Here is a 16,489-nt window from a genome sequence, read left to right on the forward strand (position 1 = left end):
GATTAAAACTGGAATAGTCATCGGCATACGTATCATTCCAAAGCGTATTTCAATTCCACAATGGTACGATTAAAACTGTAACGAGGACGCGGTGTGTATATCTAACAGTAGTATTTCAATTCCACAATGGTACGATTAAAACCAGAAACTGGTGTTTTTTTTAGATGGCAAACGAATGGAACGTCTGTCATTAATTTTCAAGCGCATGTAAGAAATAGTGGTATAAGTACGATAGTAACTCCCAGCTCACAACCAAGCAATTGGGCTGATTGGTTTGTTTTAGAAATTCAAATAGGAGCTTCTGGTATTCGTTTTTGCGTTAATGATAGCCCAGTAACACCATTTATTACTACTAATATTCCAACAGCTTTAACTACTGCAACTTTTTATGGACTATATGGCTGGACTCAAAGTGCAGGTAATATATTAGAAGTAGATTGGGACTACGCGCGCCCTAATGTATAATAGTAAAAATTAAAAAGCTATGACAAGAACAATTTACGAAGCATACAACGAAACGATGATTGTTCAGTTTTTAGATGCTGAACAAGCTAACATGTATGCGCAAGAGCACGATATGCAAGTAAGATTGGTTGAGCAAGATTACCAAGAGCCCGTTCCAGCACCGCGAACGCTTACAACAACAGATTGGTTAAACTTAGAGCAAGCGTTGTATCAGCACCAATCTATTCTAAATAAAGCTATTAATTCAACTGGCAACGGGTTTACGTTTTTGTTAAAAGTTTTAACAGACGGCAAAACAACGGGGGCAAGTGAAGCGGCGTTGCAGTTGGCTATTAACATGTTACTCCCTGCAATGAACGAGCCGCTTACAGAAGCAGAAAAGGATTACATCAATCAACAATTGGCAGCCAATGGTTTTAACATTACCATATCATAACTATGAAAAAAAAGAACAATATGAGTGAAAGAAAGTATGAATTTTTCAGTTTATCTGAATTTGACAGCCCTGATGTAAAAGGTAGCGGTGTTAATATGCAACACAGCACGATGGAAATGCTTGACAAAGCCCGTGCATTGGCAGGGATACCGTTTGTTATTAATTCAGGGTTTCGCACAGAAGCATTCAACAAAGTGATTGGGGGGGTTGCTAACAGTGCTCATTTGAGAGGCTATGCAGCCGATATTAGGTGTTACAGTTGGTCAAATTTTGAACAAATTGTCATGGCTTTGATTTTAGTAGGGTTTAGACGCATTGGAACACATCATGCTTATGTTCATGCAGATAACGACCCTAATTTAGAGCCTGCTACTTGGTTGTATGACCGTTCCAATTTAGAACAGAATAGCAGGTTACAATTTGTCAATGCAGCCTTAAAAATGTTTAATTTTATTAAATTAACACAATAATACCGATGTGCATTTTATCGGCGGTGGTATCGTGGGCTGATAGCATTGGTAGCATTACAAAAATTAGAGTCCCAATACCCCTTAATACCTTAGTTATGGTCGTACATTAGCCAGCATATTATAATGGATTGGGTAAATACAGAGACGTTGAAAAACGTTCTACAAGTAAGTGGTGTTTCAGGTCTGCTCGCATTTTCGTTGTTTGGGCTGATAAAAGTATTTAGTGCTGCATTTGCCAAAAAAGATGAGCGGTTTATTGAGTCTATTACCAATACTAACAACCAATTCATGCAGTTTATTGAGCGTGAACGGCTACAACACAATACGATAACCCAAAAGATGATTGAAACATTAGTTATTATACAACAGGAATTAAATAACAATATCGAGTTGTATAAAAAGCAAATTACAGTAATAGACAAATTGGTTGAAACCGTATCCAATTTAGAGCACAGGACTGAGGTGTACTTTTCAGAAGTAAAAGCCCAACATGAAGAATTAAAAATGCAAATCAAGATGCTTGGGAAAACAAACCAATGATAATTTTTTTATTAATCCATTTGGGTATAAATATACATTTTGCTTATTTTGCCCCAAAACAAGAAGTTATGGAAATTGCAAAAGTAATTAGCGGCGAGCGCGTTGCGTCAAAGAGCGCCGCTGCCGACGAAACAAAAGAGTTGCGTCGGGCAATATTGGAAGGCGAAATAAGCCCCCTGCCATACTTTGTTGCGGCAAAGTATGTTGAAGAGGTGTTTGACAGCCTTACAAAAGACGAGGCTGTTAAAGAAATTGCCACCTCTGAAATAGAGAGTTATGGGAGGGGCGGTTTCCAATTCAACGGGGCAAGGGTGGAGGCTGTTAATCGTTCGGAGTACGATTATAGCAATACCCCAAAGTGGGTGGAATTGGAAGCGCAAATTAAGCAATTGCGCGCCTTGCAAAAGGCGATTGAAGACGCTGCAAAGGCTATCCCTGATAGATTGGCTGCAACCATGATCGTCACAGAGGACGGCGAGGAAATCGTTGTAAATAAGCCGTTGCGAAAAACATCGACGATCATCAAAACGACGTTGCCAAAATGACTAAGCTACTACATATTGACGAAGCGTTTGACACCAGCTTGGTAGCAAGCCAAGCTGGTGTGTATAAGCTTCATCTAAGCTTTAACGGGCAACTCTTTGTATTGGAAAAAGAGTTTAATGTCGGGGACCCAATCGTCTTCGATATCAGCAGCTTAAATGAAGATTATATATATACTTGTATTGAGTTAATTAAGCCTGATGATACAAGACAGGCTATTGAAATACAAATAAGAATAAGGATTACTCTGAGTTAACTGTTTTGGGGTTATAGGGCAACTGCATTGCGGTTGCCTTATTTTTTCTCAATACGCTGTTTATTTATAAACAATGTATTATATTTACAGTGAAATCATTTAAACTGTGTAAAAATGGAAAACATGCCCAATCTTCGGTGTTTCGAGCGCCTCGTATTTATCAATGAAGAAACCGGTGAAATCGCAGATGCCCCCAAAGACGGGTATTTGCCCGTTGCGGTCCCCAAGTACATATACACTATTGGGGAACCGCTTCAATGCCAAATAGACCTGAAAGACTGTCTATTTGGTCAAATTGGCGAGGATAAAGCCAACTTTAAGCCAGTAAGCGACCTAACATTTACACCAATTGCCGTATTTGAATTCGGCAATGTGTGTATGTACCCGCAAAAAGCCCCGGCAACTGGGCAGCGGGTTTGCAAACAGCGCAACTTGGTATCAGTGGTTGCGCACATACCCAATGTTGCACACATTGTTTCGTTTTTGCTGCCTACGTGGACCGCGTCCAATTTTTTGAAAGAGTACAAAAAGACAGGACGCGTAACCCCCGCTGGTATCCCTGTAACCTCCCCATTGCAGCTGCAATTTAAAGCTGTAAAATATCAAGAGACCACCAAGTCTAATATTAAAGTGTGGGCGCTCAAATTCAACGTCCAAATCATGCCCCCCAAGTACTTTCGCGAATTGGCTGAATTTGCACAAAGCACTGTGTTTTATTGCAAAGAACACATCATCGAAGTGCTTAGTAATCCTGTCAATAATATTGACGTCAATTCGCCTCCTTTTTGGTTGAGAAAACTAAAAACGGTATTGGGAGGCACGGAATTTGATGACATTATTGCAGCTGCTGAGGAACGTTCGCAACAGCGGCACAACAATATTATTGTTATAGACGAAGAAAATAACCTGCCATTTTAGAGCCCTAACTACCCTCTAAACCATGCAGCAATTAGTTGCATGGTTTTTATTATTTTTGTACAACTGCTTATTTGCATAAGCAAATGAATATCCCAATACTAAAAGGTTATTTCCGATACCCGTCGCTTGCCTACCAACGCACACGCGGCTACTTTGCAGCGTTCCCTGCTTTGCTACCTGTTAGTGCAATCATAGAATATTCAGGCACAAACACATTGCTTAATGCAAGCGCAACTTTTGACGGGCAAAGCGTCCCTGTTGTTAGCCCTACTTATGGCATGTTAGAAGCAAGATTCACTACTAAACTGCAAGATATTGGAAGGCAAATCGACCTCCAATGGACGCTGCAATTTGCTCAAAAACCTACTACTGTTAGATATACACACCGCGTCCTCGTTACAGGGGTCAACACCGCCGTCAACCCAATCCCTTCTTTGACAGGCAACCCGTGTAATATCCCTTGTGAAAATGCTGCTATCAACGTGCCTTTTACTAATCCATTATACTTTGCCGTTACGTCTACCAATACAGGATATGAAGGCTTTGACTTTGAAAGCCCCCTTATCAACGGCAACGTACTTGAAAATTGGTGTAACCTAATCGCAGCAGGCGCTATCAATATCGAACCCTATCATATTCCCAATTACACAGAAAACCCTACGTGGACTGAAAGGCAACGTTTTTGTCTTTTTGAACCGCCTCGTACAAATGCACAAGCACTAATTGTTGAAATAGATACCAATATCAACAGCCCAACCTTTGGTGAAATAAGAACCCGAACAGAAATAGACACTACTCTTTGCCCATTAGATGATACAGAAGCTAATTGGGAAGATGTTTCCTTGCCTGAATGTCAACCTGAACCAAGAACTGATTGCCGAAAACAAGTTACACAGCAAGATACCAATCCTATTTCACCAACATACGGGACAACGCGAACAATTATTTTACCGCCTACTCCAACAGACTGCGAGGACTGCCCGCCTACTTCAACCCTCCCTGATTACCAAGATACAGGCGAGTGGCGTTGTGTGCAACCTGAATTGGGACGCGTTACTTCACTGGCAGAAAAAAAACAAGTAGACAGAAACCCCTTTTCGCCTACCTTTGGCAATGAACAGTGGGTAACTATTGGGTTAAGACCTGATTTATGTCCAATTGACCCCGACCCGTGTAACCAAGAAGTATGGATTGATGTGCAAGATGAAAATTGTAACCCTGTTACACGTTGCAAGTTTGACCCCCCAAGAACCAATTCTACACGTCAAAAGAAACAAATACAAGTAAATAATAGATTGCCAAATTTTGGCACTATTAGATGGGTTGATTTGCCACCGTCCCCCCAAGATGCTGTTCAATGCCCCGTCGAATCTTGCCCAATATTTGTCCCTGTTTGCCCCGAAGAGATCCGTTGCAAAGAGTTTGCGCCCCCAATGACTGAACGCTTGGTTGTTGATGTAAACCCCAATAGTGCAACCTTTGGGCAACAATCATGGGTAGATTATGAACCTAATCCAACACTTTGCCCTTTTGCATCACAACGAAGCATCAGCAGCGCAACGTTGTATGCTTGCCAACAACCCAATGACTATATCCCAAACTGTATTTCATTCTACTTTGTACCCGGTAATAATACAGATTTCAACAACAATTTTGGTTTATTCGATATTTCGCCCGGTCCAAACGAAATTAGAGAGCGTTGGGATTTAGCACGTACAACATGGGAGTTACCTCTATTCAGCCCCGGCACTATCGGTACTCCTAATTGGTTGGATTGCGGGTTTACTAATGGTACGCAAGAATTTAGAACATCTACAAGATTTGACGATGTAATTCATTGGGCAAAAGTTTATCATTATCAAAGAGCCCAATTTGATGTTTCTAATGCAGTATTGTTTCATGTTTTTGTTAGCACTTTGATTGACCTTAATCAAGTCACTGCTACACTTGAAACCTATAATAGTTCAAACGTATCATTGGGTATTGTACCTGTTCAAAACGTCGATAACTTGGGATTAGCAGCTTACAATATTTATTATACAATTGATTGCTCTACCAATCCTTCACTGAATTTTGTACCACATAAGAATAGAACCGTTGTGCCCGATGAAGTTTTACCACCGGGACACGTGCTAAGATTTGCATATGTACCGCCTTTTATTAATTCAATAGGTTTGTTTAGATTTAAACATAATGTGTTTATAAATGGTGAATTATATGCAAGCCAATCAGGATGGATTAAAAATATTTAACAAACCAATCAATTTGGTTTTAGATGAATTAGCAGAAAAGAATATTCCTTTTGAATTAAATCAAGAGGATGGGACGCTGACAGTAGACGGCGTAACGTATGAATTAACCTTGCTTTTAGGTAGTGATGGACCTGTTTTGTTTATTTTGGATGATATTTCTATCAAAACACAAGAAAAAAATTGAAAGATTGGAATCAGCCATTCGCGAAAAGGATAGGCAAATTGCAGATTTAGAGCTGCAAATTCAGAAACTTAGCCGCGAATTGGCAGCAGCGCCAAAGGTGCTCCCCCCTAACAGCCCAATCGAATTTGTTACAAAGGATAAATTTGGGAACAATTATTACACTTTTAAATCGGAGGAGCAGATTACAGTTTGGCGCGCAGAAGGCATTTTTAGGACTATTAACAACAGTTCTTTGAGCGTGTCGGATACAGATTTGATAGAGCACGAACAAATCCAATGTGAACTGTTTACTAAATTAGCTGTTTGCCGTCCTGATGAGAAAACCGAGCTACAACGCCAATATTTTCAAAACAGTGCCCGTTTACAAGAAAGAATTAGGAATTGCGGGGAGTATCAATTTCTGTTAGCGCTTACTAAATTGGTAATGGTTTGCGAAAACGAACCGCTTGAATATGCACAAAGTGCTGCATGGGATGCTATAAAAGAGGAGCGGCTTAAAAACGACCCTACATTATTGGGTTTTTTTTTGCCAAAAGCCGCTATTTTGAACGAACAATTAAAGAACTATCAGAACACAGAACAAATGGGCTTGTTAGTACAATTAGTTACCCACGCCCTAAAATCACAGACCAATACCCCGATGCAAGATACCACAATTTAGCGTTGTATATTTGCCAGCGTTTTGGGTTAAACGACCCGTATTTCATTGCCAATAACATAGAATTTGCTGATGATTTACGTCTTACAAGGCTTATATTGGCAAAAGAATTTAGATACAATCCTGATGAAATGCTGGATTGGGATTACGGCAAGTTTCTTAATTTGAAATACGACTATTTAAGAATACAAAAAATTCAAACAGAGGCTTTTGAAAAAAAATGAGGCTGTCTTATCCACCTGAAAATCGTTTCCAATCTAACCACGAACGCAAAGCGTGGATGGAATATTTGTTTGCATCAATTTGCACACAGTCCTTAGCACTGTTTGCACAAAAAACAATGCCTGTTGAATTTAAACAGTTACAACAAGCAGCTAAGCAAGTAGTAGCTAAACCTGTTGCACATCAAAAAGAAGCTAATGAAATTGCCAATATTATTATTTACGGTTCTATTTGTGATACAACGCAAAAAAAACCAGCTATATTAGCTATTGTATTTACAGCAGCAGCTGAAACGGTTAACCATCGCAACTACTTTACAGTAGGTTATCAAAACGAACCGTTTGGGATAGCTTGCCAAAACCTTTTAGCCAATGCAAGAAAAAGAACCGATGCTAACACTTTTGAGCATTTACAGTATGAAAATTTTACCATGATTGGCAACATTGCCCGAAGCTACTGCAACAATGAGCATTTGATAATTGAAGCATATGCAACATGATAAACATTGACATTTACTTAGATGGCAAAAAACTCATCCACACAAAGGATTTTTTGTTAGAACAACCTTTAAGATTGGTTTACTCTAAAAGTGAAAAAGTTGAACGTTTAGAAGGCAGCATCACTTTTATCAACGATGCTTATGAATTAATTATTGACAAATTAGTCTATAACCCTCAATATGCTGCAACAGGCCTAATACAAGGTATCCCAATACGTTTAGTGGATTTATGCGATGACAAAGTTTTTTTTGAAGGCGAAATTCGAGCAGATACATTGGATTTTTGTGATAAAGAGTGTTATGTTACTGCTACACCAATCAACGCATCTCCACAAAAACGATTTCTTGACTACTTTGAAGCGACTTACATTAGCGAACCCGAAAGTATTCGTACCCAAATAAACCATCCAAAAGTAGTATTTGCATTGGTTGCAGGCGGCAACGCTGTTGGTTATTTAATCGCTTGGTTGTTAGGTATTGTTATCTTTTTCCTAAAAAAAATAGATATTATTGTAGATATCTTACGCACTATTATTAACATTTTAAGTTTAGGGGCTTTGCGCAGGCGTTTGCGCAACTTTGATTTAAGCCCTGTTATACAAGCTATTAGCGACTTAGGCACTGGATTGGCATATTTCCACCCAACCCCTTATTTGCGAACTTACATAACCGAAACGATACACTTATGCAATCAAAGAGCAGGTACTAATTTCACTTTTAAAAGCTCCATCTTTGAACCCAATTCCCCTTACTACAACACGGTGTATTTCTTTTCAGATTATGATAGAGGGCGGGATATTGACTTTAACAACTTATCTGATACTGGACTTATTACCAATGAACCGCTTAAAACAGGAGCAGACTTGCTAAACGACTTGAAAACCGTTTTCAATGCTGACTGGCGGATAATTGGTAATCAAGTTGTTTTTGAACGTGTTGATTTTTTTGAAAACAAAGGCGTAAACTTACAACAATACAAAACTTGTTACACACTTAGAGACACACCACTCCCAGCAGCTATTGAAATAAAATTTGCAGATGATGCCAGCAACTCAGAAGCAAATACCAATGGCTACTACGATTACTTTGAACTTTGGAACAAAGACCCTTTTTCACCGCGTCAAAAAGGAATTGAAAAAATTAATATTCCTTTTGGACGGACACGCCAATTATATGATAAAAATGTAGATTTTAGTTTTACAGGAAAGCAACTTAATTTTCAACAATATGCCATTGCACAAAAAGCTTTTCAAATACTATTTTCAGCAACCGACCCTAAACTATCACATTTAAAACGAACCAAAGCCCCTTTATTGGTAATGGATAACGGGCGTGTAACTAATCCAATATTGCTTGTTATCAACCCCCAACAAGATGCTTTTTGGGGGAATTTGATTGTTAACAATAATATTGACTATTACGGTAAAACGCTTTATGAAAGATTTTATCAAATCAAAAACCCTCGTGGGGAATACATGAGAAAGCGCAAACCGTTGAATTTCAACATAGAAAACCTACCAATACAAACTTACAACATTTACGATAAGGTGCAACTTTCGCGGGGGCTTGGTATTGTAACAGACATTGAAATAGAATATTATCCTGATAGGAAAGTTGCTTTAAGGGGGGAAATGTAGTTAAAAGGGGACTTCATCATCTAATTGTTCTGATTGGATATAACTACCTTCTTTTAAAGACTCTTTGACACGGAGCAAATGATACACATACACTTGTGCATGTCTGTATTGTTTGTTGTTGGTCAGGTCTTCAACCAATTCTAACAAATTAGCTACATAAGCTGGTAAATTGGTAATAGTAGCATAAACAACCCCTTTGCTATTGTAGTATTGCAAGGTTTCAGGCAACACTTGTTTAGCAAAGAAGGCTTTGAGTTCCTCCCAATCAACGCCTTGCTTAGCAAAGAAACTTTTAAGCTCATCATCTCTTTGTTTGATTGGCATCAGTGCGCGGGGAGGCTGCGCGCGGGAAGGTTGCTCCGGGAGAGCCCCCACGCGCGAATTTTCTATTGGTACGCGGGAAGGTTGCTCCGGGAGAGCCCCCACGCGCGCACCACCCTGCAACTTCTTATAAAGCGAATTAAATGTAACCTCCCAACCAAGCGTTTGCAAAATAATTAAATCCGCTAAATCGCTTTTATCAGGAGCATCAGCATCCAATATCCAAACCTGTAAACACTCATACAAACTCCTAAACTGTGTTGCAACCGTTATCCAATCGCTTCCAGCTGCATCGTTATCTGGTAATAATACCACCTTCTTTTCACTTAACAAGCCTGCTTTTGAACGCAACAAATTGGCTAACTTTTGTGCACCACCCGTCGCTATAAATGCAAAATTGGGATTCTTAAAATACAACGTCCCAATAGCTGCTGTTTTTTCAGATTCTACAATAAACACTACTTCTGCTTGATTAACAGCTATTTCATTGTAAAAACATTTGGCAGTATAACCGTCTTTACTCTGAAACCCTTTTGGAACAATGATGTCCCCACTTCTTTTGCCCGTATGAGCATTGTATGGTACAACCTTTACAGCTTCATATTGACCCTCACTATTCTGATACAAAAAAGCTGCATGCCCGTCTTTCGTTGTACCAATATTTAGCTTTTGCATCATTGCAGGCGTAACCCCCCAACGCTGCATGAATTGATACAAAGCATTGATAGTGTAATGTTTTTCCCCTAACAAAGCCCCTACTACCTGTTCGGATAAATATCTTTTCATACTACTTTTTATTGAACTTTGATTTGACTTTGCAACTGATTTGGGGTGCCAACCATCCATTGGCACACTACCTAAAAAACAACCCCCCAATATCTCACAAGCGCGCACAAAATCAACGTTTTGTGTGTGCATAACAAAGTCTATTACAGTACCATGCCCATACTTATTACTAAAATCATGGTACGTATTGGATGCTACATCTACTTTCAGACTCGTATCCCCTTTTACACTTGCCCACTTGCCAGTAGTACGAGTCTCAAAACCAAAGTAGTGCAATACCTCTAAAATTGGGATTCGCTTAATTTCATTTACATCGTACTTCATGACTTTGTATAAATGCCTTCTTTATACCCAATTAACCCCTTCTTTTTCAACCTGTTTAAATACCCGTCCACACTCCCCATCGACATACCTAATTCAGCTCCAATGTTCAACGCCTCTGTACGATTAAAACTTAGAGGCAACTTAGCCAAAAACCTGCTATACAAGGTCTCTTCTGTAAGAACTGGTGCAGGAACCTGCAAATCTTTTGGCGCTCGACTATTTTCAACTGTTATCATGCGATATGTGTGTTCCAATAGCGTCGCTATAATGCTCTTACTGGCTTCAAAAACATGCTCTCTTACATAGTACTTGCGCTCTTCTGTGTGCATATCCATGATGCTAATGATAGTGCAAATACGACCAAAGTTGATAAGCGACCGCCCTAATATACTCTTATATACTTCACTATCAGGATTACCTATCTTCCACATTTTCAAGGTCTTGTTTACATATTCCAATATATGCTTGCCTTGATTTTCTTGCAACGCTACATGTGTTTGCCAGAACGATTTTTCCAATACCAAACTTGAAAACCGTTTAGCTTCTGTGTAAGCATTTATATCATCATCATTATCCAAGAAACCGTTCAATATCTCCGTTTCATCCACACACACATAAATGCAGAAACGGCTCAACAATCCATCAGTGCCTACGCCCGTTAATTGGAATGCTTGATTGGGCGTTGTGGTGGTTACAATACTTAAACGCGGAGTCTCTATCATAACCCGATACCCGCCCGTTTTTGTTTGATCGTTTATCTCTTCATGGTTCCATGCGTTTAACAAAATATCTTTATAATCCCCATACCCACCTGCTTGAATAGTACTAAAAATGCTACTCGCTTCATTGGCAATCAATATGTTTACAGGGCAAGCATTTAACTGTTGTATCAGCGTCGGCTTATTGGTCTTGGCAGGCACTATCAAATAGTGCTCAAACGGCCGAGGCTCTAAAAAAGTCTCTTTGTTTTCCTTTGCTGCAAACATCTTCATTTGCCAATCCTGCACACGAACTTGCCACTGCTCTTTGTAATATCGAACGGAATCATACAGATACCCCCTCGCATCGTTGATAGCAGACTTAAAACTGAACGGCGGGGCTGCTATCAAAATGTATAGATTGGGATAACTCACTTTTCGCATCCATTTTGTATATGGATTCCTTAAAGCCGCCCCAATACACCCCAACGAGGCAAGGAAAAAGATATCCCTTGCACGCAATGAAAATTGCGCGTAAAACGATGCAGGAACAGTAAATACTGCTGGTAAGACGCTGTAAACCGATTCATCAATCAAAGGAGTATCAGCGTACGCTTGTATAACAGATATTCTTTGTTCTGTCATAATCATTCAAGGAAAAATTTCCTAAGATATTCGCTTGGATTGGATAATACTTTTTCGCGGTAATGGATTTCTATCTTAAAAAAATCTACTTTACTTTCCAATTGCTTGCGTATGTCAGCTGCAATACAATTTTGAACAGCTGTAATTGGAAATATCCTTTTGATATCCGCCCACAACTTCTCCTTGCGGCTCCGGTAATAAGCATCCGCCCAACTCTTTTGCCTACCTACTATGTTGGCATATAAATAAAGCCCTTCAACCCCTAAATTTTCGCGTATCTTTTTGAGTACAAAGTTTTCCCCGCCTGCAAAGCGTTTAGACTTTGCTAAGTATATCCAATCCCTTATCATTTTTTCAGGACACTTTTCAATATTTATTTCTGCAAATTCTTTTTTGACATATTCTTTTGGCTTAACAGGGAACACGTACCCGCAATTTGGGCAAGTCTTTGCTTGTGCTGCTACCAATGCTACACAGCTTGGGCAATCTTTTACAGGCGGCAAACCCTCCGACGGTAAGATTGGATTCCAAAACAACTCAGCCCAAGACGAAATCAAACGCCTTACTTTGCCTTTGCGCTCCCACATCATATCAAAAAGCCCGAACCTGTAATGGTTTTCCCCCATATCCACAATTACAAAGTCCTGCTTATTGGGATATGGTCTTGCGCCGCGTCCAATACATTGCACATACTTTGCCCGCTGCAAAGTAGCAAAGTTTAATATTATTGCACTGCATATAGGGGCATCAAAACCCGCTGTCAATATCGCTGTATTCGTAATAACCTGAATTTCAGCACGTTTAAAAGCCTCCAATATAGATTTCCTTTCAGCATCGCTTGTGCCTTTGTAATCTTCGTTGCCGCTGATGAGATAAGCGGCTTTTATCCCTTTTTCATTGAACGCCGCTGCCAATTCCACTGCCATGCGCTGCGTGGTGTTGAACACAATACATTGCCTACCTTCACAAAACTCAATATATTTTCCAATCACATCATCGTAACACGCCTTGCCTGCAAAGACAGCTTCTTGCGAATTCTCTGTGAATTCGCCGCCTTTGATTTGGAGCCCCGACAAATCCCTTTTGCCTGAAAAGTAGCGTGCAGGAACCAATGCCCCCTCTGCAATCAGTTCTTTGACACTAACAGGCTCAATGATGTCGTGGTAAATATTTTTAAGAGGCGTATCCTTTTTGGCTGCGATAGGCGTTGCAGTAAGCCCCAATACCTTTGCATTTTTAAGAGCTTCGTGCTCAAAGACCCAACGAAAGTCCCCGTAATGGCATTCGTCTATGATAATATGAGTGAAATTAGAAAAATAGTCAAAGTATTGCTTTTTGTTTAGCCTGTTTTTCAATGTAGCGTGCATGGCAATAGCTACACTGTGATTGGTTATGTGAATGCTATTGGCTGTAATGATAGATGGCTGTAAATCAAGGCGGTTCAGTGTAGCGGCTGTTTGAGCCGCCAATTCCATTCTGTTTATAAGCATCAATACCCGCCGCCCGCTGTGTGCTAATTCTTTAATAATATTGGCAGCGATGACTGTTTTGCCACCCCCCGTTGGCACGGTTAGAATAATACGGGTATTGCCGCTATCCCAAGATTTAAAAACTCCTGCAATAGCAGCCTTTTGGTATCCCCTTAAATACATAAGGCATCTTCTGCTAAATCATATTGGCTGAATTCGATTTCTTTTAAGTGGCTGTACGAACAACCCTCATACTTGTATAGTTCTGAGACAGAATACCATTGTAGATTATATACCCCGCTCAATGTCTTCATCGCAAAGTATCTCTGTTTGGATACCTGTTGCGCTTACGGTAACCAATACAAAAAAGTCTGTTGCAGGGTTGTACTGCAAATGATATTGTTCTGTTTGCTTATTACTCGTTTCCATACTCTTAAAAAAGAGAAAGCCGCCAATGGCAGTTGGCGGCAATTATTATATTTGGGCATACTCTTCACAACGTAAATCCTCTATGTGTTTGAGGATATCCAGCGGCTCAACAGCTGGATATTTTATATTATTTTCAAACACAAAGCGGCGGCTCTCAGGCTCAGAAAGCTCAGAGTTGACGATTGCATAATTATTGATATCTATAATAATGCGGACCTTGTTGAAGGTAACCCTGATTTCAACGAAATCAGGGTTACAAACGAACGCGGCACTGTTAATGTAAGCCGCCCACACATACATTGGGCCTTCGTAAATTCGCACCCATATTCGATCGGAAAGCCATTCCAGCGCTTCTTCTAAGGAATTGCACATCCCCAAGCTGCGCAACGTGCGCAGCAACCTATTTACTTCTTTGTTTACTTTCATATATAACCCTGTTTTAATTTCCACTACAAATTTAATAAAGTTGCTTATTAATAAACAAATTCTATTACACTTTTTTTTTACACTCTTTAACCATATAGTGTTTATTAATAGATGATATTTGTATATTTGCATAAACAAATACAACTATGAGTAAACGAAAGTCTATTGCTATCACAGAGAAAGCCTATCAGATGGCAAAAACATTGGGAAGTAATAGTTTGTATTCGTTTGTTTCCAATGCTATTTTGCAGACCCCTATCGACCCCCAATTAGCTAATACAAGTATCAACACCTACAAATCCACCAAACGCAAGTTGATACACATTAGCAAAGAAGCGTGGAAACACCTAAAAAAACTGGAATATTGCTTCATCTTTGATGCAGATGTAGACACTATCCCGCTCAATGATATCGCTTCTATTATTATTACCCAATATTTAAGTGCACAACGAAATCATGAAGCTGTTATCTGATGAACTAATACATATTTTCCAATACCATACCCCGCCTATGAATAGGTGGCTGCAAACCGTTTACGGGGTTGGGCATGTCATCCAGTCCTCGAATGGGAGTATTGGATATTACACTGGAAAGTATGGCTTTAAATTAACTGCCAATACGACGGGGGGGCTCCCTTACGAGGTTAAGCGAGGACAACAAACTTTCAGCGTTTCTGATACTGACGGCGTTGCTGCCTACATATATCTTTCAGGCAACGCAAACTACACCACATCAGTTGACCAGATAGCAACGGTTTCTTACCCGCTTACCTTAACATTGGTAGGAGATGCTGCAAACATTGAAGACTATGCCAATGCAATAGCCTTTGTTTTAACTCGCAGCACTGCTATTGATAGTGTTACATTAAACCACAACAAGATAGAAAACTTACAAAGTGCTGCTAAGAGCACACGCCGCACAAGAAACACAGCAACAGGCGTGGCTAATATTGGGTTTACCATGACTATACATCAAGGAGCAGACTGTTTAATATTGGTTAATTGTTGATATGGAAAATCAGAATGAATTTGTCATTACGCTAAGAAACGGCAACACCGAGTTGCGTTTTTCTATTGCACAAGGGGACCTTGCAAAGGCAGCAATGGTATTGGTGCATTTGTTACAGGTGTATGGGATTCGTTGTAAGGTTGAAGTGAAGGGCAAGTAAGGCTGTAAGTCATTGGGGGAGGGCGCTCAACACGGCGCCCTCTTTTTTTGTCTTCTTTAAAAAGTACAATTTTTGCCCAAAGGGGCGTATATTTGGATATGCAAATATACAAGTGCCCTGCAATGCATTCCAGCGCGGTACCTTGCATTGCAAGGTGTAAGGTAAAGTAAGTTTACAAATGTCAATAACATACACAAAAGCGCTAATTTGGAATATTTAACTTTCAGAGTATCTAAATAATAAACATTTTTTTAATTTTATCTATATTTTTATATATTTTTATTAGCCTTACACAGTATGGAAAAAAATTGTATTTTTCTAAGATTTTAGCGGAGTTTCGAGGGGGGTGTTTTTTGCGTTTAAGCGGGTTTGTAAGGCAAAAAATCGCTTACTTACAGCCTTGCACTTACCAACTTACAACCTTGCACCAAAATAGGTGTAAGGCGCCAAAAATAAGAAAAGTACAGCAAAATCAATTAAAAGTATAACAAAATTGGTCAATTTTTTTTAAAACTTACAGGGGGGAGGAGGTTGTAAGGGCTTGTAAGTATGTAAAAAAAATCAAAACAACCCTCTTAGAAGCCCCTTAGAAGCCCCTGCAAGCGGGTTGACGCTGACAAATAAATTGACCAGTTTTGTCAAACTTACAGACTTACAAACTTACAACTTGTAAGTTGGCACTTACAGGTTTTTTGCCTTTATTTTTAGTTTTGCACTTTTTCGGTTTTTAATAAAAAAACAAAAAACTCTAAAATAGGATAAAAAAAAGATTTATAAAAAATGGTATGTATATTGATAATAATACTGTAATATTATATATATAATATTACAGTATTATTATAGTAAAGGAACATATTTTTATTATTGGTTTTAGCGAAAAAAAAGGTAATTACTCGCTTGTAAGTGTAAGTGTAAGTGTAAGTTGTAAGTTCACCAAGCGTTTGTAGACCAATCCCCGCACCTTGCCGATTTGCCGCTTAATTTTCGTTTTAAGCGATTTTTTTGCTGGGGGTGGTATCATACCATTACCCGACGGGGAAAATCGCTTAAAACGCAAATAAAAGCCCAATACGCGCATGCCCCCTTCATACGCGCATGCCCCTCCCCAACCCCCTCCCCCGCAACCCCTAACTAAACCTATTA

At 39.5% G+C, this 16,489-nt stretch carries 22 protein-coding genes; 16 read left to right on the forward strand and 6 right to left on the reverse strand.

The window, feature by feature from the left end; genetic code table 11:
- The first annotated feature begins 126 nt into the window (after positions 1-126).
- From NZ519_05060 to NZ519_05120, 13 genes are all read left to right on the forward strand, one after another.
- A complete protein-coding gene (locus tag NZ519_05060) occupies positions 127-465 on the forward strand; it encodes a hypothetical protein (GenBank protein MCS7028115.1) in 339 nt (112 codons plus the stop codon).
- A gap of 19 nt (positions 466-484) precedes the next feature.
- A complete protein-coding gene (locus tag NZ519_05065; protein ID MCS7028116.1) occupies positions 485-901 on the forward strand; it encodes a hypothetical protein in 417 nt (138 codons plus the stop codon).
- Between the two features lie 20 nt (positions 902-921).
- The gene (locus NZ519_05070; GenBank protein MCS7028117.1) at positions 922-1,371 is read left to right on the forward strand and encodes a D-Ala-D-Ala carboxypeptidase family metallohydrolase; all 450 of its coding nucleotides are present in this window, start codon (positions 922-924) and stop codon (positions 1,369-1,371) included.
- A gap of 123 nt (positions 1,372-1,494) precedes the next feature.
- Entirely contained in the window at positions 1,495-1,911 is a 417-nt protein-coding gene (locus tag NZ519_05075) for a hypothetical protein (protein ID MCS7028118.1), read from the forward strand.
- 20 nt (positions 1,912-1,931) lie between these two features.
- Positions 1,932-2,456, forward strand: a complete 525-nt coding sequence (locus tag NZ519_05080) for a hypothetical protein (GenBank protein ID MCS7028119.1) — start codon at positions 1,932-1,934, stop codon at positions 2,454-2,456.
- Positions 2,453-2,710, forward strand: coding sequence for a hypothetical protein (locus NZ519_05085; GenBank protein MCS7028120.1), 258 nt, complete (start codon positions 2,453-2,455; stop codon positions 2,708-2,710). The genes NZ519_05080 and NZ519_05085 overlap by 4 nt, the downstream gene beginning before the upstream one ends.
- Before the next feature lie 123 nt (positions 2,711-2,833).
- Entirely contained in the window at positions 2,834-3,628 is a 795-nt protein-coding gene (locus NZ519_05090) for a hypothetical protein (GenBank protein MCS7028121.1), read from the forward strand.
- 83 nt (positions 3,629-3,711) lie between these two features.
- Positions 3,712-5,880, forward strand: a complete 2,169-nt coding sequence (locus tag NZ519_05095) for a hypothetical protein (GenBank protein MCS7028122.1) — start codon at positions 3,712-3,714, stop codon at positions 5,878-5,880.
- A complete protein-coding gene (locus tag NZ519_05100; protein ID MCS7028123.1) occupies positions 5,846-6,064 on the forward strand; it encodes a hypothetical protein in 219 nt (72 codons plus the stop codon). Before NZ519_05095 ends, NZ519_05100 begins: the two co-directional genes overlap by 35 nt.
- Complete coding sequence (locus tag NZ519_05105) at positions 6,030-6,725, forward strand: hypothetical protein (GenBank protein MCS7028124.1); 696 nt, start codon at positions 6,030-6,032, stop codon at positions 6,723-6,725. The genes NZ519_05100 and NZ519_05105 overlap by 35 nt, the downstream gene beginning before the upstream one ends.
- 2 nt (positions 6,726-6,727) lie before the next feature.
- Positions 6,728-6,946 carry a hypothetical protein gene (locus NZ519_05110; GenBank protein ID MCS7028125.1) on the forward strand — a complete coding sequence of 73 codons (219 nt, stop codon included), beginning with the start codon at positions 6,728-6,730 and terminating at the stop codon, positions 6,944-6,946.
- Positions 6,943-7,443 (forward strand): hypothetical protein, encoded by a 501-nt coding sequence (locus tag NZ519_05115; GenBank protein ID MCS7028126.1) that lies wholly within the window; start codon positions 6,943-6,945, stop codon positions 7,441-7,443. Before NZ519_05110 ends, NZ519_05115 begins: the two co-directional genes overlap by 4 nt.
- Complete coding sequence (locus tag NZ519_05120) at positions 7,440-9,080, forward strand: hypothetical protein (GenBank protein MCS7028127.1); 1,641 nt, start codon at positions 7,440-7,442, stop codon at positions 9,078-9,080. Before NZ519_05115 ends, NZ519_05120 begins: the two co-directional genes overlap by 4 nt.
- Here the strand turns inward: NZ519_05120 and NZ519_05125 are convergent, their stop codons facing one another.
- The 5 genes from NZ519_05125 to NZ519_05145 all read right to left on the reverse strand — a co-directional run bounded on the left by NZ519_05125 (position 9,081) and on the right by NZ519_05145 (position 14,202).
- Positions 9,081-10,511: a DUF6371 domain-containing protein gene (locus NZ519_05125; protein MCS7028128.1), complete on the reverse strand. Its 1,431-nt coding sequence runs from the start codon at positions 10,509-10,511 to the stop codon at positions 9,081-9,083.
- On the reverse strand, positions 10,508-11,854 hold the full coding sequence (locus NZ519_05130; protein MCS7028129.1) for a YfjI family protein: 1,347 nt from the start codon (positions 11,852-11,854) through the stop codon (positions 10,508-10,510). Before NZ519_05130 ends, NZ519_05125 begins: the two co-directional genes overlap by 4 nt.
- A 2-nt stretch (positions 11,855-11,856) precedes the next feature.
- Positions 11,857-13,506, reverse strand: coding sequence for a DEAD/DEAH box helicase (locus NZ519_05135; GenBank protein MCS7028130.1), 1,650 nt, complete (start codon positions 13,504-13,506; stop codon positions 11,857-11,859).
- Between the two features lie 105 nt (positions 13,507-13,611).
- Positions 13,612-13,752 (reverse strand): hypothetical protein, encoded by a 141-nt coding sequence (locus NZ519_05140; GenBank protein ID MCS7028131.1) that lies wholly within the window; start codon positions 13,750-13,752, stop codon positions 13,612-13,614.
- A 45-nt stretch (positions 13,753-13,797) separates the two neighbouring features.
- Positions 13,798-14,202 carry a hypothetical protein gene (locus NZ519_05145; protein ID MCS7028132.1) on the reverse strand — a complete coding sequence of 135 codons (405 nt, stop codon included), beginning with the start codon at positions 14,200-14,202 and terminating at the stop codon, positions 13,798-13,800.
- A gap of 122 nt (positions 14,203-14,324) precedes the next feature.
- Here NZ519_05145 and NZ519_05150 point away from each other — a divergent pair, with 122 nt between their 5' ends.
- Genes NZ519_05150 through NZ519_05160 form a run of 3 tightly spaced genes read left to right on the forward strand, consistent with a single transcriptional unit; the run spans position 14,325 to position 15,346 of the window.
- Positions 14,325-14,651: a hypothetical protein gene (locus tag NZ519_05150; protein ID MCS7028133.1), complete on the forward strand. Its 327-nt coding sequence runs from the start codon at positions 14,325-14,327 to the stop codon at positions 14,649-14,651.
- 37 nt (positions 14,652-14,688) lie between these two features.
- A complete protein-coding gene (locus NZ519_05155; GenBank protein MCS7028134.1) occupies positions 14,689-15,186 on the forward strand; it encodes a hypothetical protein in 498 nt (165 codons plus the stop codon).
- 1 nt (position 15,187) lies between these two features.
- Positions 15,188-15,346, forward strand: coding sequence for a hypothetical protein (locus NZ519_05160; GenBank protein MCS7028135.1), 159 nt, complete (start codon positions 15,188-15,190; stop codon positions 15,344-15,346).
- An 889-nt stretch (positions 15,347-16,235) separates the two neighbouring features.
- On the opposite strand, the gene NZ519_05165 is transcribed toward NZ519_05160, so the two are convergent.
- Positions 16,236-16,489 (reverse strand): hypothetical protein (locus NZ519_05165; GenBank protein MCS7028136.1); only part of this gene is annotated, 254 nt, incomplete at its 5' end.

The organism is Bacteroidia bacterium (assembly GCA_025056095.1).
GTDB lineage: Bacteria > Bacteroidota > Bacteroidia > JANWVE01 > JANWVE01 > JANWVE01.